Below are 20,589 nucleotides of genomic sequence, written 5' to 3'. Positions count from 1 at the left end.
GAGAACGTGGGAGGGAGATTCCCCGTCAATACCACTAGGAGGTTATTTTAAATGAAATCAGGAAAAAGATATGCAGAGGCTATGAAGAACGTAGACCGCGCTGCACTTTATGACGTAGCAGACGCTATCTCTATCGTTAAGAAGAACGCTTCTGCAAAATTTGACGAGACTGTAGAGCTTCATATCAGAACAGGATGTGACGGACGTCACGCTGATCAGCAGATCCGCGGCGCTGTTGTACTTCCTCACGGAACCGGTAAGACCGTTCGTATTCTGGTATTCGCAAAGGGACCAAAGGCTGACGAGGCACAGGCAGCAGGAGCTGACTATGTAGGAGCTGAGGAGCTGATCCCGAAGATCCAGAACGAAGGATGGCTGGATTTCGACGTTGTAGTAGCAACTCCTGACATGATGGGCGTTGTTGGTCGTCTGGGCCGTGTACTTGGACCTAAGGGCTTAATGCCAAACCCAAAGGCTGGTACCGTAACCATGGATGTAACCAAGGCTATCAACGATATCAAAGCTGGTAAGATCGAATACAGACTTGACAAGACAAACATTATCCATGTGCCAGTAGGAAAAGCTTCCTTCACTGAGGAGCAGTTAGCGGACAACTTCCAGACGCTTATGGACGCTATCTTAAAGGCAAAGCCAAGCACTGTAAAGGGCGCATACTTAAAGAGCGTAGCTCTTACCTCTACTATGGGCCCCGGCTTAAAGCTGAACGTAGCAAAGCTTTCCAACTAATTTGGAGTCCAGAATATAGAATTACAGCGGGCAGCGCAGTTTTGCGGGTCCGCTGTTTTTGCATATCCGGGGAAATGTCCCCGGCCCAGCCGTTTATATATCCGGGGAAATGTTCCCGGCCGTTTGCCGTAAAAGTGCCGTAAAAGTGCCGGAAAAATCCGGCTCAAAAATTGAAAAAACCAGTTGACATTTCAAGGCAAATGTGCTATCTTAATACAAGTGTTGAATGCCCGAAGACAGCAGGTACCATCTGGTGTAAGTTTTAACGCCTGCCGAGGAACATACAAAACTCTGATTGAGATTTTGCGTCCTCTCTGTCCGTGTGGCAGGGAGGTTTTTTATATCCGTTCCCATGCTATGGTTTTCAATGCACAAATACTATAAGGAGGTAAACCATTCATGGCAAAAGTTGAATTAAAGCAGCCAATCGTTGACGAGATCAAGGCTATGCTGGACGGCGCATGCGGCGCAGTTGTTGTTGACTACCGCGGCCTGACAGTTGAGCAGGATACAAGACTGCGTAAGCAGTTAAGAGAAGCTGGCGTGTCTTACAAGGTATACAAGAATACCCTGATCAAGCGTGCCGCAGAAGGAACAGAGTTCGCAGCTCTGGATCCACATCTGGAAGGACCTACTGCTCTTGCAGTATCCAAGGATGATGCTACTGCACCTGCAAGAATCCTTGCTGAGTTCGCAAAGACAGCTCCAAATCTGGAACTGAAGGGCTCAGTAGTAGAAGGAACCTACTACGATCAGGCTGGTACTCAGGTGATCGCTACAATCCCGTCCAGAGAGGTACTTCTTGGCAAGCTGCTTGGAAGCATCCAGTCCCCAATCACCAATCTGGCACGCGTTCTCAACCAGATCGCAGAAAAGAACGGTGGCGCAGCAGAAGCATAAGCTTCAATGCAAAATTTGGCCGCCCGCAGCCGCTTAGACCGGCATGGGCCGCATAAGATGAAAGACCATATTATCGAAAGTAAATAATAAACAGGAGGAAATTAAAATGGCAAAGTTAACAACCGCTGAGTTTATCGAAGCTATCAAGGAATTATCCGTATTAGAACTGAACGAGTTAGTAAAGGCATGTGAGGAAGAGTTTGGCGTATCTGCAGCAGCAGGCGTTGTAGTTGCAGCAGCAGGTGCTGGCGCAGCAGCAGCTGAGGAGAAGACTGAGTTCGACGTAGAGCTGACTGAGGTTGGTCCTAACAAGGTTAAGGTTATCAAGGTTGTTCGTGAAGCTACCGGTCTTGGCCTGAAGGAAGCTAAGGACGTAGTTGACGGCGCACCAAAGGTATTAAAGCAGGGCGCTTCCAAGGAAGAGGCAGAGGATATCAAGACAAAGTTAGAGGCAGAGGGAGCAAAGGTTACTCTGAAGTAATCAGGCTTTTCGCTGATAACGTCCTGAGATATCATTTCTGTATCAACGGATATAATAAGAACCGCAGATCTGTGAAAATGGATCCTGCGGTTCTTTTTTATACTAAGGAATATATACACCGTTTACATCTACACGGTACTGGCCGACCATGGTATCCTTTGCCATACTGCAGTCGGAATCATTAAAGAAATACCATTTTTCTCCCAGTTCTTTCCATCCTCTGGCAGCAGCGCCGGTTTCTGTGAGATAATACCATTTTCCTGCATAATCCAGCCAGGTGTTGGTCATCATCCGTCCGTCGCCTCCCATATAATACCAGGAGCCGCCGTCCTCAACCCAGATATTGCTGGCCTGAGCACCCTGGGCATTTACCCAGTACCACTGGCCTTCGGTATAGACCCATTTCTGCTTTGACATTTCCCCGTCTTCCTGCATCCAGTAGCGGTTGTTTCCGTCCTGAATCCACTGATTCTTTACCGGATTTCCATTTGCGTCAAAATAATACCAGTGATTCTGCACATCTACCCATCCTGTTTTTCTGGAAGTGGCAACCGGTTTTACAGAAGTGGTTACATCTGCAAGTCCTGTAAAAGCAGAGCCTGCACCCATCACAGCCGCCAACCCCAAAGCAGCCATTGTCTTTGTGAAACGTTTCATAACTCTTCTCCTTTCATACAATCGTCTGAAAACAGACTTTGGATAGTTTTATAGTATATCTATTGGAGGGTTATGTCAAATAGAAAATGCAATAAAAAAGTCCGTCGCCTCTCCATTATATTCGGTTAATCTGGCATGATTCTGTAATTTTTAATTTAAACAGTTTCCTCTGGAATTCATCCGGAGACCGGCTGCACTTTTCGGCTGCCTGCTTTAAGGTCAGAGTCCCGTCAGAAATAAGATCGTAGTAGGTTTTGTATTTGCCGGTTTCAAGGCCTATTTTCTCTCCCATGTCCAACATAAACTGGCTGTAGGTACACATCTTAGCCGCCTCTTCGTTAAATTCTTTGGTTCTGGGAATGCCGTATTCCATCTCAGGCTTTTTTAACCGCTCCTCAGGTCATAGTTTTTTTGGGATATCAATTTCCTTATAAATATCCTGTTTTGTTGCAGCAAATCCTGTAATGGACTGCTGTATATCTTATGGGATAATTTCTTTTAATACAGTTGCCAGAACCCACCGTGATTATAAAACTGTTTTGATTATAGCATCCGGCTATTTGGGAAGCAAGGCGAATGGAAAACGATTTCTTTTCGTTAAAATTGTGCCAGTATACACAGATAAATACTACAACAAAATGTAATAAAAAAGCCCGACAGATGCAGCAGGAAATCGATCCCGCCGAGTCTGCCGAACTTGTTTTAAGCACCTCTCCATCATGCCCGGTTAATCTGGTGTGTTGTCTTATTCGACGATGCTACTGCAACCCATTCCCCCGTCTTACAGGTTGAAAATTCATTCTGTGTCATTATACTGAAAGTGAATGAAACAGTACACTAGCATGATTCTGTAATTTTTAATTCAATCAGCTTCTTCTGGAATTCATCCGGAGACAGGCTGCACTTTTCGGCTGCCTGTTTTAAGGTAAGAGTTCCATCGGAAATGAGATCGTAGTAGGTTTTGTATTTTCCGGTTTCAAGTCCTTTTTTTAGTCCCTCTTTCTCTCCCCTGTCCAACATAAACTGGCTGTAGGTACACATTTTAGCCACCTCCTCGTTAAATTCTTTGGTTCTGGGAATACCGTATTCCATCTCAAGTTTATTCAGCCGCTCCTCAGGCGGTGCATCATCTGTGAAAATGGTCTGCAGCATTCCAATCAGACGTTCATCTGTTTCGCCATGTCCCAGCCGTATGAAAACAGCGCTCATCAGATCATAGTTTTTCTTAGGGACATCTATTTTCCTATAAATATCCTCTTTGGCTATGGTAAACCCTGTAATAGACTGCTGCATATTTTTAGGGATATCATCTCCCATACAGATCCATATGCTGTAGACCTTTTGAATCACATTATAATTGGTATCTCTTGAAACCGTTTGAAGCTGATTTGAAATCATACGGGACATATAATAAATGACTCTCTTTTCAAGCGGATATCCAAGACGACTTTCACGTGCAGCATTCTGGGCTTCCACATCAATATACAAATACACCTGAGTTTTCGTACGGTTTGGCAGCAGTGCCCGCAGCCGGACATCATAGTATACCGTGGTTTGTAAATAAGCAGTATCTTCCTTGTCGAGTCCCTTAATCTGTTCCGGGAAACCATTTACCGGCAGATAAAGTTCTATCTGATCTGGTTCGATATAGGTTTCGGCAATTTCATGGACTGGTGTATCCGCATATTCAGAAATAACACCTTTCAGTATATTTGCCAAAACCCATCGTGACTTCAAAACGGCCTTGCATACATAATCTGTTTTCTGGGCGTCAGGATCCGCCGAAAGAATTGTATTAGCCGTATATGTGTTTTGTAAATTCATGCCGTCCTTTCCCACGCACTCCTGTTTTGATTATAGCATCCGGCTATTTAAGACGCAAGAGCAACGGAAACCGTTTTCTTTTCATTAAATTTACATACATGTACACAGATAAATACAATAATACACTTATTCAATACTTTTGTAATAATTACGTAAGAAAATGCACAGGTAAAAGTTATGGCTTTTTTTCGGAATTTATAATATACTATGTCATGTGATGGAGCTGGTTATTCATCCGGGAAATATCAATATTCCTAAAAATAAGCAGTTTTTGCAAAAAATGCAAAAAAAGTATTGATAATTTTCCTTATCGGAAGTATAATCTACTCGTAATGCAATTAAGGAATTTCAAAAAGTATTTCAAAAACAAAAAGGAGAGTGCATTCATTATGAAGAAGCAGACAAAGTTAGTTGCTGTACTTTCAACAGCAGCACTGCTCGCTATCGGCGCTTCCATGACTTCTTTCGCAGCTACTGGCTGGGCAGAGGAAGACGGAACATGGGTATACTACAACCGTGACGGCGAGAGAGCAACCGATTCCTGGAAGAAGTCCGGAAACAACTGGTATTACTTAGACAGCGACGGTGAGATGGCAGTAGACCAGCTCATCGAGGACGGTGATAACTACTACTACGTAGATATCAACGGTGTAATGGCTTCCAACCAGTGGGTTGCTATTGAGAATGAGGATGCTGGCGACGACAACGAGCCAGAGCACTACTGGTATTACTTCCAGGCTAATGGTAAGGCTCTTACCAATGGCGACAACAGCAATATCGCTCTGAAGACCATCAACGGCAAGAAGTATGCTTTCGACGAGGAAGGTAAGATGCTGTACGGTTGGGTTGCAGAAGACAACGCAGAGCGCATTGACAATACAGACGGTGACGGCTTCAAGGACGGAGATTACTACTTCGGCGGTGAGGACGATGGTGCAATGACCACTGGCTGGCTGCAGATGGATATTACATATGACGAGGCAACAAACGACTACGAGATTGCTCCTGTATTCAACGAGGACGAGGATCAGAGCCGTTGGTTCTACTTCCAGTCTAATGGTAAGAAGGTAAAGGCTAAAGACGGCGATGTTCAGAAGAGCAAGACCATCAACGGCAAGAAGTACGAGTTCGATCAGCACGGTGCTATGACAGCAGAGTGGTCTCTGGATGTAGAGAAGGCTTCCAAGGACGGCGTAAGAAGCGGCAACAGTTCTTCTTCTACCAACAGTGTAGCAGCTCAGTACGCTAAGGAGTGGAGATACTTCAATAGCGTTGAGGACGGTGCTCGCGTAAGCAGAGGATGGTTCAAGGTAGTTGCAGCTGAGTACCTGAACTATGACAAATACAACGATGATGAGGATGCATGGTACTACGCAGATGGTAGCGGCAACCTGTACGCAGGTGAGTTCAAGACCATCAAGGGTAAGAAGTATGCATTCCGTAACGATGGCCGTATGGTTAATGGCCTGAAATTTATCAAGGGCGAGGGTACAGGCAGCTTAACTGTTGTGGCTGATGACGATTTGGATGATCATTTATTTGATGATGAGGATCGTTTCGATCAGAATGCTCCGTGGTTTGAGGCTAATGGATATCATTGCTATTACTTTGGTGACGGCGATGACGGTGCTATGAGAACCAACAAGACTAGCGTAGCTATCGACGGTGACAACTACAACTTCTACTTCGAGAAGTCCGGCGGCAACAAGGGTGCTGGTAAGACTGGTGAGAAGGATGACAAGTACTATCAGTCTGGTAAGCTTGTAAGAGCTGGTTCTGACGAGAAGTATCAAGTAGTTCAGTATGTAAACGTTGCAAATACTGCTGAGGGTTACTTCAAGTTGGATGATGCAGATGATTTCATCGCAGCTCTGCCGTCTTCATATCATGTAGATACAGATATTAAGCAGGCAAATCTGGATGCTCTTGGCATCAACAAGAAGCTTGACGATATTCAGGAGATTGCTGTTATTACCAGAGATGTAAGAAATACCGATGGTACTATCGAAGTTAAGAATGGTACTGATACAGACGAGTTCTTCTTAGTAAACACTTCCGGTAAGGTAATCGACAGCAAGTCCAAGAACAAGGACGGCAATGATTATCAGTTCGTAGTTGCTAAGGGCGGCGCTATCCTTGGTTACTACGTTGAGGACTGATCCTAGATCAGAAGCTGACAATTAAAAATTAAGGGGGAGAGCGTTGTGGCTGATGTTTATTAGTCGCGGCGCTCTTCTTTTATATTCCAGAAGGAGGGATAACTGAATGATCAAAAGAAAACTGAAAGCCATTATGCTGGCGGCAGCCCTTTCCGTTTCAGCTGCATTTACCGCATTTGCAGCCAATACAACTACCATGGAAAACAGCGGCGCCTATCTCTTTGAATGGCGTCCGGTGGACTGCGGAAACGGCCATTCCTTTGCTGTTTTAGTAGGAGGAAACACCATCAATGAAAGTGATGTGATTCTCAGAAGAGGATACGACTATGCTTATACCTTTAATCCAATGGCATATCCCCGTCCCTGGGGACAGGTTCCGGATCTGGTAAATATCGACGGCGTATGGGGAATTCCGGAAAACTGGTCTTCTCTTCCCGAAGGAGCACAGCCTGTCGCACGCATTACCCTCGTAACGAATAACAAAAACCTTAATACCAATGAACGCTATGTAGATGTAGTCCATCTTCCGGGAAATGTGGATTCTTCCACCCTTCCTCCAGAAGTACGCAAATATCTGATCAACGTAGATGGTTCTGATGCGGGAGCATATGAGGGAACCATTACCGGCGGCTGGTTTATCGATGAAACAGGAAAGAAAAAATACCGCAAGCCAGACGGTACGTTTATTACCAATACATGGCTGAATGCGGATGATGAAACCTATTACATGGATGAAAATGGCTATATGCTGACAGATACGATTACGCCAGACGGAAAGTATGTGAATATCAATGGTGAAAAAACCAACTATATCCCCGGCTGGTATCAGGACGCAGGAGGCTGGCATTATATCATGAAAAATGGCCGCTATGCAGGGGCTACATGGATTCAGGATACAGACGGAAAATGGTACTATATTAACATCGGAACCTATATGGAAACAGATGATATTACCCCGGACGGCTACTATGTAGATGCCAACGGCGTATGGGATGGAAATGCAAGCACTGTAAATAATAAAGTAAATCTCGGACCGGGCGTGGCAGACGGTTGGGAGCCAATTGATACAGGCTGGAAATTCAAGCAGGAGGACGGAACCTACCTTACCAATTCATGGAAGCAGAACCCAGACGGCAAGTGGTACTACTTAAATGAGGATGGCTGGATGTTAAAGGACACTACTACTCCTGACGGCTACTACGTAGATGCCAACGGTATCTGGAATGGCTCTGCATCTTCTGAAGAACCTGTACAGTAAATCTTATTACAGCAGTTAATATAAAACAGGGTAAAGTTCTATTTCTTTTATAACAGAAATAGTCTTTACCCTGTTTTTATATGCCGTTATTTACTGTCAATTGGCTGCATTTTCATCCCAGACACCATCTGCGTCTACATAGAATCCATCCGGTGTAGTTGTATCTTTCAGCATCCATCCGTCTTCATTGAGGTAGTACCACTTTCCGTCCTGTCCCTGCTTCCAGCTGTTAGTGAGATAAGTTCCATCTTCCTGCTTGAATTTCCAGCCCGTGTCAACAGGTTCCCAACCTTTGGAAACACCGGGGCCAAGATTTACAGTCTCTTTTATTTGTGTGGAAGCATTTCCATCCCAAACACCGTTCTCATCTACATGATATCCATCAGGTGTATCATCATTTACAGTCATTAAAGCAGCCATATTGAAGTAGTAATATTTTCCGTCCGTATCCTGAAACCAGCTGTTAGCCATATAGTAGCCGTTCTTCTGGATATAACGCCAGCCATCCTTATCCTGGAACCAGCCCGGCATATATGACACTCGCTTTCCTTCTGCGGTTACATAATGTCCATCCGGTGTAATTGTATCCTTAAGCATTACCCCATTCTCATCCATGTAATACTGATCCTCATCCAGAGTAAGCCATCCGGTAATATAGGTTCCGTCCGGTTTTAAATACTTCTGGGTTCCATCAGCCTCAGTCTGCCATCCGGGAGTTACGGTGCCGTTGTAGGCACCTGCATCAGAGGTGTCCACATTGATCAGGTACTTGCGAACTTCGGCCGGAAGAGATGAGGGATCGACATTTCCCGGAAGATGAACAACATTTACATAGCGTTTATCTGTATTCAGATTTTTGTTATTGGTTTTCAGGACAATCTGAAGAACCGGCTGTGTGTTTTCAGGAAGAGACGCCCAGTTTTCCGGAATTGCCCATACACCATCTACATTTACCAGATCCGGCACAGTACCCCATGGCCTTGCGTAGTTCATGGGATCAAAGGTATAAGCATAGTCGTAGCCCCGGTTCAGGATTACATTGCTTTCAGCAATTGTATTTCCGCCTACCAGAATCGCAAAATAATTTCCGTTTCCGCAGTCAATGGGACGCCACTCGAAAAGATAAGCGCCACAGTTTTCCATGGTGGTACTAGTGAGAGAGGAATTAACCGCTGCAAAAGCAGGATAAGAAGAAGCAGTTGCCATTACAGCAGCCAATCCTAAGCATAATAAGTGTTTTTTGAACATAGAAAACCTCCTTATATAATATGGTTTTATTAGTAAAAAAGAAAGAAGCGCTACAGCTAACATATCTCTATATCAGCTATAACGCTTCCCCCTTATGTCATATTAAATAAATTGACGTTGTTTAATAGAAGATTAGTCTTCTACATAGATGTTGGTGATCTTACCACTGTTGTCCGTTACATAATAGTAATCACTGCCATCTTTATTTTTGCCTCTGTTGTCGATAACTTTACCAGAAGTATTTACAAGGAAATACTCATGTGTTGTCATATCGCTGCTTCCATACGCTTTATATCCGATAGTGTAAGCTTCACTTATATCCTCAGCCTTTTTCTTGTTGTTATTGCCAAGATCGATCTTACCATCAGCATCTACTGGTGTATTTGACTCAAGTACATCATCCTGTGCCATAAATTCCTTAGCATCATCCAACTTGTTATAGGTTACATAATCAAGAACCTTCTCACCAGCAGCATTGGTTGTGTACTTTGTAGTCTTATCAACAACAACGTACTTGTCATCGGAGTCAGCCTTTAACAGCATACCTGACTGATACAGCTTGTCATCCTTCTCGCCAGTTACGCCAGCACCCTTCTTGCTTCCGGATTTCTCGAAGTAGAAGTTGTGATTCTCACCATCAATTTCAACAGTGGTCTTATTAGTTCTCATAGCACCATCATCTCCACCGCCGAAGTAGTAGCACTTGTAACCACCTGACTCATAAAAAGCTACGGCATTATCAAGGAAATCGTCCTCATTATCAAAGTTGTATGTACCATCATCATCAGCATATACTGTAAGATTATCGTTATCGTCATCCTCCAAGATGAATTTCAGACCAGTCAGCATACGACCGTCATTACGGAATGCATACTTCTTGCCCTTGATAGTCTTGAACTCACCAGCATACAGATTGCCGCTGCCATCTGCATAGTACCAGAAATCCTCATCGTCATCGTACTTACCCTCATTCAGGTACTCAGCAGGAACTACCTTAAACCAGCCCTTGCTTACACGAGCGCCATCTTCAACGCTGTTGAAGTACTTCCATGCTTTACTATACTGAGCATAGTTGCCCTTACCCTGCCAAGCTTCGCTGACACTTGCTACAGTCTGGTTGGTAGATGCTGCATAATGACCTACATTGTCAGAAGCTTCCTTCTCATCATCAGAATCCAGAGACCACTCAGCTACCATTGCACCATACTGGTCAAATGCATACTTCTTACCGTTGATGGTCTTATCCTTAGTTCTGTCTCCTTCGTCAGATTTAATCATCTTACCATTGGACTTGAAGTAGAACCAACGTGTCTGATCCTCATCATCATTGAATGCAGCAGCAGTATACTTATAGTCATCATTGATAGCTTCATCGTAAGTAATATCAATCTGCAGCCAGCCGGTGGTCATTGCACCGTCATCTTCGCCACCGAAGTAGTAATCGGCATCCTTGAAACCGTCACCATCCGTATTGTCGAGGCGCTCTGCAGAAGTATCCTCAACCCAGCCGTACAGCATCTTACCTTCGTCATCGAAAGCGTACTTCTTGCCGTTGATGGTCTTTAAGGAAACCTTATCGTTGTCACCATTGGTTAAAGCCTTGCCGTTTGCCTGGAAGTAATACCAGTAGTGCTCTGGCTCGTCATCCTCGCCAGCATCCTCATTCTCAATAGCAACCCACTGGTTGGAAGCCATTACACCGTTGATATCTACGTAGTAGTAGTTATCGCCGTCCTCGATGAGCTGATCGATTGCCATCTCACCGTCGCTGTCCAGGTAATACCAGTTGTTTCCGGATTTCTTCCAGGAATCGGTTGCTCTCTCGCCGTCACGGTTGTAGTATACCCATGTTCCGTCTTCCTCTGCCCAGCCTGTAGCTGCGAAAGAAGTCATGGAAGCGCCGATAGCGAGAAGTGCTGCTGTTGAAAGTACAGCAACTAACTTTGTCTGCTTCTTCATAATGAATGCACTCTCCTTTTTCTTTTTGAAATACTTTTTGAAATTCCTTAATTGCATTACGAGTAGATTATACTTCCGATAAGGAAAATTATCGTTACATGGTGGGGGAGGGAGGATAAAAGGCTTTTGGAGTACAGAAAAGCAGAAGAATTACAAGGAGAATCACAAGAAGAAAACACCATATACATTGCGTATTTAAGGGCAAGATGGTATACTGTAGAGCGTGAAAATCAATATACTACATAGAAGTAAAATCGAAAAGAGGTTGAAAATGGATCAAAATCAAAGCTCATATTCCATAGAAGCTCAGATCAGCCAGTTCAGGGATGAATGGCGCGGGACAAACAGCAGGATTGTAGGCGCATTTACCCTTCTGATTTTGGCTGGGCTTCCGCTTGTATATCAGGATTATTATTTTAATATTCTTGTTGCGAAATATTATTATTACTGTGCCATGGTGATCGGAATGGCGGCATCTGCAGCTGCTGCAGCATTTGTTTATGTTTGCAGGGACAGACTTCTTTATGGCGGTGAAGTAATGAAGGCGATGCGCAGTGAGATAAAAATATCATCTCTCACGATTGTAGACTGGGCCATGATTGCGTTTACGCTGTCAGCAGTCATTTCTACCCTGCAGTCAGAATATCTTTACGAGTCTTTTTGGGGAAATGAAGGGCGGTACTGCGGACTATTTTTGATTTTATTATATACAATATGCTACTTTCTTGTAACCCGGTGTCTGGAATTTAAAAGATGGTATATGGATGTATTCTTAGGAGCCGGATTGATCGTTTGCCTTTTGGGAATTCTGCATTTTTTTAATCTGGATCCCCTGGGATTTAAGAAAGAAATATCGCCGGAAGATTATAGTATTTTTGTATCCACGATTGGAAATATTAACACATATACAGCATATCTTGCACTTCCTATGGGGGCAAGTGCCGTTATGTTTGCAGCAGAGAAGGATATAAAGCGCAAAATATGGTATTATATTTGCATGACATTTGCATTTATGGCGCTGATCATGGGAGTCAGTGATAATGCATATTTGACATTGTTTGCATTGTTAGGTTTTCTGCCGCTGTATCTTTTCAGAAGCAGAAAGGGAGTCTATTCATATACAGCAATTCTTGCTACGTTTGTGACGGTTCTCTTAGGGATTGACTGGATTGAGCATACGTTTGGCGAGCGTGTTCAGGAAATCAGCGGTATTTTCAATTTATTTACCCGTATACCTGGTTTATGGGGGATTGCTCTGTTTCTATGGGCGTTGACTGCCGGGGTGTATATCTATAACAGCAGAACAGAGAAGCAGGGACAGAAGAGAGCAGAAAGCCGTATTTTATGGTATTTGTGGCTTGGACTGGTAGTTCTTGGGGCATTGGGGATTGTATTTGTACTGTATGATGCGAACATAGCCGGAAACAGCGAGAGATATGGTTCTATTGCAAATTATGTAGTAATGAATGACTCCTGGGGAACAGAAAGAGGGTATGTATGGAGAATTGCAAGGGAGATTTATCGTGATTTTCCGCTGAGTCATAAATTGTTTGGCCATGGTCCGGATACATTTGGCGTAATTACAGTTCAGAATTTCTGGGATGATATGCTGAATACTACGAGCCAGAAATATGAAAATGTTCATAATGAGTATCTGCAGTATCTTGTGACCATTGGCGCTGTGGGACTGACTGCGTATCTGGCATTCCTTGGAACTTCTTTTGTGAAAATGATTCGGGAAGGTTTCAAAAAGCCTGTTGTAATGGCTATGACCTTTGCGGCAATTTGTTACTGCGTACAGGCAGTTGTTAATATCAGTGTGCCTATTGTAACGCCTATCATGTTCTTGATGATTATGATGGGAATGGCAGTGCTCAGAAAAAAACAGAATCATTAAGAGAATTTAAAGATTGGTACCTTAGCTGAGTTAAAGGTGCCAATCTTATTTTGTTATGGCAATGAGGACAATGGCTGTTGATCAGTGGGAGAATATGGCTCTTTTAATAAAATATTAAAGGTTTTCCAGGGTTTTTCGGTTATTGTAAAGTTGCGAAAAAGGATATTAGATGCTATACTGTACAGAGATTTATTGTCCTTTATTATATAAAAATCTCCTATGTGATATGGGGGAAGAATTGAGTGAATTATGAGAAACAGTAGGATAAGAGAACGATATAAACGTCTGATAAAATTGAGCTTTGCAGTTATCATGCTTTTAGGGTTGTGTCTGCTTTATGCAGTTGTATGGAGCGGCTATTATAATGAAACTATACTTCAGGCTCCATTTTATCGACGTGGTAATTGGATGATGGTACTGATATATGGAATTCTCCTTGCGTTTTTTATGAGTACATATGGTGGTTTTGAAATCGGTTATTTAAAAAACGGAAACCTTATCTATTCACAGGTCATATCCGTTTTGTTTACTAATATTGTAACGTATCTTCAAATTGCAGTAATTGACAGACGTCTGGTAAATCCGATTTATTTGCTTCCAATGACATTGGCTGAAATAGCTTTTATTATAATTTGGACAATGCTTTTTCAAACAGTTTATCGTAATATGTTTCCTCCAAGAAAAATGCTTTTCGTGGAAGGCGATAGGAAAGATTATCACCTCAGGGATAAAATGAATGCCAGAGATGATAAATACCAGATTTGTGAAGTGATTTCCTACAAAAGCAGAATGGAAGATATAAAAAAGAAAATAGACCAATATGATGCAGTTGTGTTGGGGGATATGCCATCTCATGAAAGGAATTTGCTTCTGAAATATTGTTATATGTCAGAAATTCGCACTTATAGTGTTCCCAAAATTTCAGATGTATTATTGAGGAGTTCAGATGAACTAAATATATTTGATACACCTCTTATGCTTTCGAGAAATATAGGATTAAGTATTGAGCAGGAGTGGATAAAACGGGCAGAGGATGTGTTGATTGCATCATTGATGTTCGTTTTGTTCTCGCCTATATTTTTGATTGCGGCAATTGGAATAAAGTGTACAGACAACGGTCCTGTGTTTTACAAACAGGAACGTCTTACAAAAAATGGAAAAAAGTTTATGATTTATAAATTTCGTACAATGATAGTCGATGCAGAGAAAACATCTGGCCCAGTATTGGCAACAGATAAAGATCCTAGAGTTTTACCGATAGGAAAAGTTTTGCGGGCTACTCGACTAGATGAACTTCCCCAAATCGTAAACATCTTAAAGGGAGAGATGTCTGTAGTAGGTCCAAGACCAGAACGTCCAGATATTGCTGCTGAAATTGAGAAGGATGTACCAGAGTTCAGTTATCGTTTAAAAGTAAAGTCCGGATTAACTGGTTACGCACAAGTATACGGAAAATATAATACTACATTTTATGATAAGTTGAAGCTAGATTTGATGTATATCAGAAAATATTCACTTCTTCTAGATCTGAAGTTGATTCTGATGACGCCTAAAATTATGTTTTTGAAGGAGAGTACAGAAGGTGTTGTAGAAGGTAAAAATAGTATTTTATAGAAATTATTATTGAAGTATGGTATAAAAACGTAAGTTGCATATTATCGGCTGTAATGATATACTATACAAAATATTTGAAGCGATTTATTAAATTCTATAAAATTAAATAAGCGTAATTATTATGAATAGAAAATACTCTGTGCTTATGTCAGTTTACTATAAAGATTCTCCGGTATATTTGCGTGCAGCAATAGAAAGTATGTTGCTTCAAACAGAAAAAGCAGATGAAATTATTCTTGTCTGTGATGGTCCTTTAACTGATGAGCAGGATAAAATAATAGAAAAATATATAGATAACATAAAGTTGCTCCGATTAGAGAAAAATCAGGGGCTTGGAGTTGCATTGTCTAAAGGAATTGGTATATGCAAGAATGAATGGATTGCCCGCATGGATAGTGATGATGTTTCGGTATCCACACGATGTGAACTTCAATTAGATTATTTTGAGACACATCCGGATGTGGATGTATTAAGTGGTACTTTGGCTGAGTTTATAGGAGAAGCAACAACAGAAAAAGAAGCGTTGCAATTTGTTACATCTTATAAGCGTTTACCAGAAACCCATACTGAATTGAAAAATTATATACGGAGTAGAAATCCAATTAATCATCCATGCGTTATGTTTCGGAAATCTAAGGCTATGGAAGCTGGAGGATATCAGTCATGTTATTTATTTGAAGATTATGATTTATGGGTTAGAATGTTTCAAAATGGAGCTAAATTTGCTAATATGCCACAGGTACTTTTATATATGAGAAGCAATCATATATATGAGCGACGAGGAGGGGCATTATATGCTTGGGCAATTCTTAAGTTTCTTGAGAAAATATATAAATTGAAAATGATCAATATGTCACAATTTATAATTTTCGGATCTATACGTATATTGATTAGTCTTGTTCCAGCGAAAATTCGTCGATATATATATATGACAAGATTGAGAAACTAATTAGAATATAGTTAAAGGGTTGATTTTAAAATAACAAATAAATGCTGTGAAAGATAAGATTATGGGAAGGAGTCATATTAAGGTGGATGAAAAAACTTTCAAAAAAATATTGACAGTTGTGGTGCCGGCGTATAACGCAGAAAAATATTTGAAAGATAATTTAGAGTCGTTCTGTATCCCAGAATTATTATCTGATTTGGAAGTAATTATTGTTAATGATGGATCAACAGATAATTCAGCTGATATTGCAGAAGAATTTGTAAAGTATTATCCAAATACATTTAAGTTGATTACAAAAGAAAATGGAGGACATGGTTCAGGAATTAATATAGGAATTTTAAATGCATCGGGTAAATATTTTAAGGTAGTGGATGCAGATGATTGGGTAGAAAGGGGGGCTTTTATTAAATTGCTTAACACTTTAAGGAAAAGTGATTCGGACATCATAGCTTCGGGTTTTTATTGGGTTTATGACGAAGGTCAGAGAAATAAAGAGGATTTTGTTCGAAAAGCAGAGATGAAGATTCCTTTTGTAGGGGTAGATTATAATAAAGAATATATATTTGATGAAATTGCAGATCGTATTTATATCAAAATGCATCATATGACGATTAAAACTGAAACTTTGAAAAGAAATAATATTAAGATTGATGAACGGTGTTATTATGTAGATTCTGAATATATTATATACCCTATTCCGTATGTAAGAACTATAAAATTTGTAGACGCATTTGTCTATATGTATCGTTTAGGAAGGCAGGGGCAAAGTGTTAGCATAGAAAAAATGCAAGTAAATGAAAAAAATTATGATAAAGTAATTGAGTCCTTATTGGTATTTTATGATAGATTAAATAAGAATATAATGTGCAGTCAAGAAAAACAGCGGTATATAGAAAAAATTATTGCACGTATCATAGCAGGAAAAATGAAAATAATGCTGAGTTATCCCCCGACAAATACTAAGAAAAAGTCTATACAGGGATTTGAAAAAAGACTACGTCAAAATTATCCAGCAATATATAACAGCAATATTAATAAAGCATTAAAAATTCTTAGATGGACAAATTATTTGTTTTATAGGGAAGCCAGCATGTTAGTAAGGCGTAAATATTGTATGGGAAAATAAAAATAAAGAAAGGGCGTGTTAAAATATGGGGCATATGATTGATAGAGTCAATACATTTAAGCAATACAGACCATTATTGGAACAGTTAGTTTGTAAAGATATAAAGTTAAAATATAGAAGATCGTTTTTGGGATATTTATGGAGCATTTTGAATCCATTGATGATCATGGTTATTATGGTGATCGTTTTTTCTAATATGTTCCGTTTTGATATTGTTAATTATCCGGTATATTTGATAATAGGGCAAACCTTGTTTGGATTTGTTTCGGAAGCTACGAATCAGGCGATGTGGTCTATTACGGGGAATGCAGCTTTGCTGAAAAAAACCTATGTTCCTAAATATATATTTACTTTATCTAAAGTAACCAGTTCTTTTGTTAATATGGTTTTTTCATTGGGAGCCATGTTGATTGTGTTTGTGATATGTAAAGTTCGTCCTAATATAAATATGCTGTTTATTCCAGTGATTCTTTTACAAATGTATATTTTTTGTACTGGATTGGGTATGATACTGGCGCAGGGGACTGTATTTTTTAGGGATATTCAGTATATTTACTCTGCTTTTATTACTGCTTGGATGTATTTGACACCTATTTTTTATCCAATACAGCAATTACCGATTGATCTTCAAAAGTTTATTAATCATTTTAATCCATTATATTCATACATTACTCAATTTAGAATGATAGTTTTAGATGGATGTTTTCCAGACTTAAGGCTTATAGTATATGGTTTTGTTGTTGCTTTTATCATGTTGATCGTTGGTACTTTTATATTCTTTAAAAATCAAGATAAATTTATATTATATATATAAGAGAGGGTTTATGAAAAACGAAGATTATGCGATTCTTATTGACCATGCAACGGTACGGTTTAATATGGCATCTGAGCGAATTGACAATTTAAAGGAATATTTTGTTAAGCTTGTAAAGAAGGAACTAATGTTTAAAGAATTTTTAGCACTGAAAGATATTTCTTTAAAAGTGAGGAAAGGGGAGTCATGGGGGATCGTTGGTACAAACGGTTCGGGGAAATCTACGCTTTTAAAATTGATTTGCGGCATTTTGAAGCCATATAAAGGAGTTATCACAATTAATGGTTCAATCGCCCCGTTGATTGAGTTGGGAGCAGGTTTTGACCCTGACCTTACTGCTAGAGAAAATATTTTTTTGAATGGGGCTGTACTTGGCCATGACAAACATTTTATGCAGGAGCACTTTGAAGAAATTGTTGAGTTTGCGGAATTGCAGAATTTTTTGGATATGCCTATAAAGAATTATAGCTCTGGTATGGCGGCTAGATTAGGATTTGCAGTAGCAACCGTGATTAGACCAGATATCTTAATCTGTGATGAAGTTCTGTCTGTTGGGGACTATGCGTTCCAGCAGAAATGTGAGAGAAGAATGCAGTATATGAGAGAATGTGGAACAACATTATTGTATGTTTCTCATTCCGCAGAATCAGTTAAAACGGTATGCGAAAAAGCTTTATGGTTAAGAAAAGGCGAAAGTGTCATGACAGGTGATGCAGAGACTGTTATGGAGCAGTATATTAAATCTTTGGAGTGATAAATGCAAATTTTGGATCATTTTTTTATTTCTATAAGAAGATTCGTGGAGAACAAACCTTTTTTTAGATGTTGCTTAAAATTTATATACAGATTACCCCAGAAGGAATTCCAAGAGTACATAGCAAGATATGTGCCAACAAAGTATGTTAATGGCGGTTCGATAAGAACTAGAAATATATCTGTAGTAACACTTGGTTCCCAAAACCCCAATAAGACGATTCTTCTAACAGAAAGGGATTCTGGATCGGGAGGATTTTGTGCGGAATGGATCTATTGGTTAAATCGCCTCTATTTTTCTGATCAGATGGGATTTTTACATTGTTTTAATTGGATAGACAGTCAATTTTTTGTGGAGAAATCTATAGAAAATAAGAATATATTTGAATATTATTTTGAACAGCCTTACGGATTAACAGTTCAGGATGTAAAAAAGAGTAAGAACGTGATTATTGATAAGAATAGTATTGATTATGGCTATTATGATGTATTTGCACCTGGACGCAATGATGATTATATAGTAACAGAGGAGGATTTCGATAAGCTGGCTCAAATGCAGAGAAAGTATATACATATCGAATCTGGATTAAAAAAAGAAATAGAGAGAGAGATTGAACAATTACTTGGCGCAGACAAGGTACTTGCGGTTCATGCAAGAGGCGCGGATGCAAAGATCCATTACGCAAATCATCCTATACCCATTGAAATAGATAAATATATTGAGGAGACAGAGAAAAGTTTAAAGATAATAGGCGCTGATAAAGTGTTTTTAGCTACAGACGATAATAACATATTAAAAGCATTTATGAATAAATATCAGGAAAAGCTTATTTATTATAAGGATGTAGAACGCTCAGATGGGGTCAGGATGAGCTGCTATGGGGAGGTAAGGCGTGAACAACATCATTATAGGTTGGGAAAAGAAATTATAAAAGATGTGTATACGCTTGCCGCATGTTCAGGAATTGTATGCAGTGCCTCGTATGTAAGTTATATGGCAAGAATCGTAAAAAAAGCTTCGGGGGAAAATTTTCAAATTGTTAACAGCATTAGTTCTTCTAAAAGAAAAAAGGGAATGAACCTTACAGACCCGCTGGCAATAAAAAAAGTAGAAGCATTGTGGAATCAGGAATTAAAAGACGCCAAAAAAGGAGATAGAAAATGAAAAAAGCATTAATTACAGGAATAACAGGGCAGGATGGAAGTTTTTTAGCAGAATTTTTAATAGAAAAAGGATATGATGTTCACGGAATTATACGTAGAGCTTCTATATCAAACACTGCGCGTATTGATCACTTGATTGAAAGCCAAAGTATTACAGTTCATGAAGGTGATTTGACAGATACCAGCAGTTTAGTTCGTATAATTGGTATTGTCCAACCAGATGAAATATATAATTTGGCAGCTCAGAGTCATGTTCAAAGTAGTTTTGATGTTCCGGAATATTCAGGAGAAGTTGATGCAATGGGGGTTTTGAGGCTTTTAGAGGCTGTGAGGATCCTTGGATTAACAACAAAGTGTAAGATATACCAGGCTTCTACATCAGAACTTTTTGGAAAAGTTGAAGAGATCCCCCAAAAGGAGACAACTCCGTTTCACCCATATAGCCCATATGCAGTGGCAAAACAATATGGTTTTTGGATTGTTAAAGAATATAGAGAAGCATATGGTATGTTTGCAGTGAATGGAATCTTGTTTAATCATGAATCAGAGCGCAGAGGGGAGAATTTTGTTACAAGAAAAATAACCAGAGCTGTAGCAAGGATTGCTTGCGGATTACAAGAAAAATTGTATTTAGGAAATATGGATTCGTTAAGGGACTGGGGATATGCAAAAGATTATGTTGAGTGTATGTGGCTTATGCTTCAGCAGGAAAAACCAGAAGATTTTGTAATTGCAACAGGAGAACAGCATACAGTTAGAGATTTTGTTGAACGGGCGTTTAAGCGGGCAGGAAAAACCATTATATGGGAAGGATATGGGAAAGATGAAAAAGGAAGAGATAGTGAAAACGGTAAAATTTTAGTGGAAGTGTCTCCAAAATGGTTTAGGCCCACAGATGTTGACAATTTATTAGGAGATCCCACAAAAGCTAAAACAGTTCTTGGGTGGGATCCGCAGAAAACATCATATGAAGAACTTGTTAATATAATGGTAGATCATGATATGAAACTGGCAGAACAGGAAAAAGGGAGTAGATAGT

At 40.1% G+C, this 20,589-nt stretch carries 18 protein-coding genes and 1 other annotated feature; of the genes, 13 read left to right on the top strand and 5 right to left on the bottom strand.

Features of this window, described 5'->3' with window-relative positions:
• Window positions 1-51 precede the first annotated feature (51 nt).
• The 3 genes from rplA to rplL all read left to right on the top strand — a co-directional run bounded on the left by rplA (window position 52) and on the right by rplL (window position 2,128).
• Entirely contained in the window at window positions 52-747 is a 696-nt protein-coding gene (rplA, locus tag BN3656_RS15890; RefSeq protein WP_066550298.1) for a 50S ribosomal protein L1, read from the top strand.
• A gap of 212 nt (window positions 748-959) precedes the next feature.
• Window positions 960-1,097: a sequence feature (ribosomal protein L10 leader region), on the top strand.
• 49 nt (window positions 1,098-1,146) lie between these two features.
• Complete coding sequence (rplJ, locus tag BN3656_RS15885; RefSeq protein ID WP_066550294.1) at window positions 1,147-1,647, top strand: 50S ribosomal protein L10; 501 nt, start codon at window positions 1,147-1,149, stop codon at window positions 1,645-1,647.
• 106 nt (window positions 1,648-1,753) lie between these two features.
• Entirely contained in the window at window positions 1,754-2,128 is a 375-nt protein-coding gene (gene rplL, locus BN3656_RS15880) for a 50S ribosomal protein L7/L12 (protein WP_066550292.1), read from the top strand.
• A gap of 102 nt (window positions 2,129-2,230) precedes the next feature.
• On the opposite strand, the gene BN3656_RS15875 is transcribed toward rplL, so the two are convergent.
• The 3 genes from BN3656_RS15875 to BN3656_RS15865 all read right to left on the bottom strand — a co-directional run bounded on the left by BN3656_RS15875 (window position 2,231) and on the right by BN3656_RS15865 (window position 4,609).
• On the bottom strand, window positions 2,231-2,785 hold the full coding sequence (locus BN3656_RS15875) for a hypothetical protein (protein WP_066550289.1): 555 nt from the start codon (window positions 2,783-2,785) through the stop codon (window positions 2,231-2,233).
• Window positions 2,786-2,900: 115 nt separating this feature from the next.
• Window positions 2,901-3,158, bottom strand: a complete 258-nt coding sequence (locus BN3656_RS15870; RefSeq protein ID WP_066550286.1) for a hypothetical protein — start codon at window positions 3,156-3,158, stop codon at window positions 2,901-2,903.
• Window positions 3,159-3,622: 464 nt separating this feature from the next.
• The gene (locus BN3656_RS15865; RefSeq protein ID WP_143331359.1) at window positions 3,623-4,609 is read right to left on the bottom strand and encodes a hypothetical protein; all 987 of its coding nucleotides are present in this window, start codon (window positions 4,607-4,609) and stop codon (window positions 3,623-3,625) included.
• Window positions 4,610-4,998: 389 nt separating this feature from the next.
• Between BN3656_RS15865 and BN3656_RS15860 the strand changes: the two genes are divergently transcribed.
• Together BN3656_RS15860 and BN3656_RS15855 are read left to right on the top strand one after the other, a co-directional pair.
• Window positions 4,999-6,768: an argininosuccinate lyase gene (locus BN3656_RS15860; RefSeq protein WP_066550281.1), complete on the top strand. Its 1,770-nt coding sequence runs from the start codon at window positions 4,999-5,001 to the stop codon at window positions 6,766-6,768.
• A gap of 106 nt (window positions 6,769-6,874) precedes the next feature.
• Window positions 6,875-8,026: a choline-binding protein gene (locus tag BN3656_RS15855; RefSeq protein ID WP_066550278.1), complete on the top strand. Its 1,152-nt coding sequence runs from the start codon at window positions 6,875-6,877 to the stop codon at window positions 8,024-8,026.
• A 96-nt stretch (window positions 8,027-8,122) separates the two neighbouring features.
• Here BN3656_RS15855 and BN3656_RS15850 read toward each other — a convergent pair whose 3' ends face one another.
• Window positions 8,123-9,274, bottom strand: a complete 1,152-nt coding sequence (locus BN3656_RS15850) for a choline-binding protein (RefSeq protein WP_066550275.1) — start codon at window positions 9,272-9,274, stop codon at window positions 8,123-8,125.
• Window positions 9,275-9,406: 132 nt separating this feature from the next.
• Complete coding sequence (locus tag BN3656_RS15845) at window positions 9,407-11,233, bottom strand: argininosuccinate lyase (protein ID WP_066550270.1); 1,827 nt, start codon at window positions 11,231-11,233, stop codon at window positions 9,407-9,409.
• Window positions 11,234-11,504: 271 nt separating this feature from the next.
• Here BN3656_RS15845 and BN3656_RS15840 point away from each other — a divergent pair, with 271 nt between their 5' ends.
• The 8 genes from BN3656_RS15840 (at window position 11,505) to gmd (ending at window position 20,588) form a co-directional block, all read left to right on the top strand.
• A complete protein-coding gene (locus BN3656_RS15840; protein ID WP_066550268.1) occupies window positions 11,505-13,130 on the top strand; it encodes an O-antigen ligase family protein in 1,626 nt (541 codons plus the stop codon).
• Between the two features lie 249 nt (window positions 13,131-13,379).
• Window positions 13,380-14,744 (top strand): exopolysaccharide biosynthesis polyprenyl glycosylphosphotransferase, encoded by a 1,365-nt coding sequence (locus BN3656_RS15835; protein ID WP_066550266.1) that lies wholly within the window; start codon window positions 13,380-13,382, stop codon window positions 14,742-14,744.
• Between the two features lie 121 nt (window positions 14,745-14,865).
• Window positions 14,866-15,693 carry a glycosyltransferase gene (locus BN3656_RS15830; RefSeq protein WP_066550264.1) on the top strand — a complete coding sequence of 276 codons (828 nt, stop codon included), beginning with the start codon at window positions 14,866-14,868 and terminating at the stop codon, window positions 15,691-15,693.
• Window positions 15,694-15,775: 82 nt separating this feature from the next.
• Entirely contained in the window at window positions 15,776-16,819 is a 1,044-nt protein-coding gene (locus tag BN3656_RS15825) for a glycosyltransferase (protein ID WP_242963026.1), read from the top strand.
• 25 nt (window positions 16,820-16,844) lie between these two features.
• Complete coding sequence (locus BN3656_RS15820; protein ID WP_066550251.1) at window positions 16,845-17,633, top strand: ABC transporter permease; 789 nt, start codon at window positions 16,845-16,847, stop codon at window positions 17,631-17,633.
• Window positions 17,634-17,643: 10 nt separating this feature from the next.
• The gene (locus BN3656_RS15815; protein WP_066550248.1) at window positions 17,644-18,387 is read left to right on the top strand and encodes an ABC transporter ATP-binding protein; all 744 of its coding nucleotides are present in this window, start codon (window positions 17,644-17,646) and stop codon (window positions 18,385-18,387) included.
• Between the two features lie 3 nt (window positions 18,388-18,390).
• Window positions 18,391-19,551, top strand: a complete 1,161-nt coding sequence (locus BN3656_RS15810; RefSeq protein ID WP_066550245.1) for a hypothetical protein — start codon at window positions 18,391-18,393, stop codon at window positions 19,549-19,551.
• Window positions 19,548-20,588 carry a GDP-mannose 4,6-dehydratase gene (gene gmd, locus BN3656_RS15805; RefSeq protein WP_066550236.1) on the top strand — a complete coding sequence of 347 codons (1,041 nt, stop codon included), beginning with the start codon at window positions 19,548-19,550 and terminating at the stop codon, window positions 20,586-20,588. Before BN3656_RS15810 ends, gmd begins: the two co-directional genes overlap by 4 nt.
• Window position 20,589: the final 1 nt, after the last annotated feature.

Origin of the sequence: Clostridium sp. AT4 (genome assembly GCF_001517625.2) — a bacterium.
Classification (GTDB): Bacteria; Bacillota; Clostridia; order Lachnospirales; family Lachnospiraceae; genus Enterocloster.
This window is presented reverse-complemented; position numbering and strand designations above follow the sequence as displayed.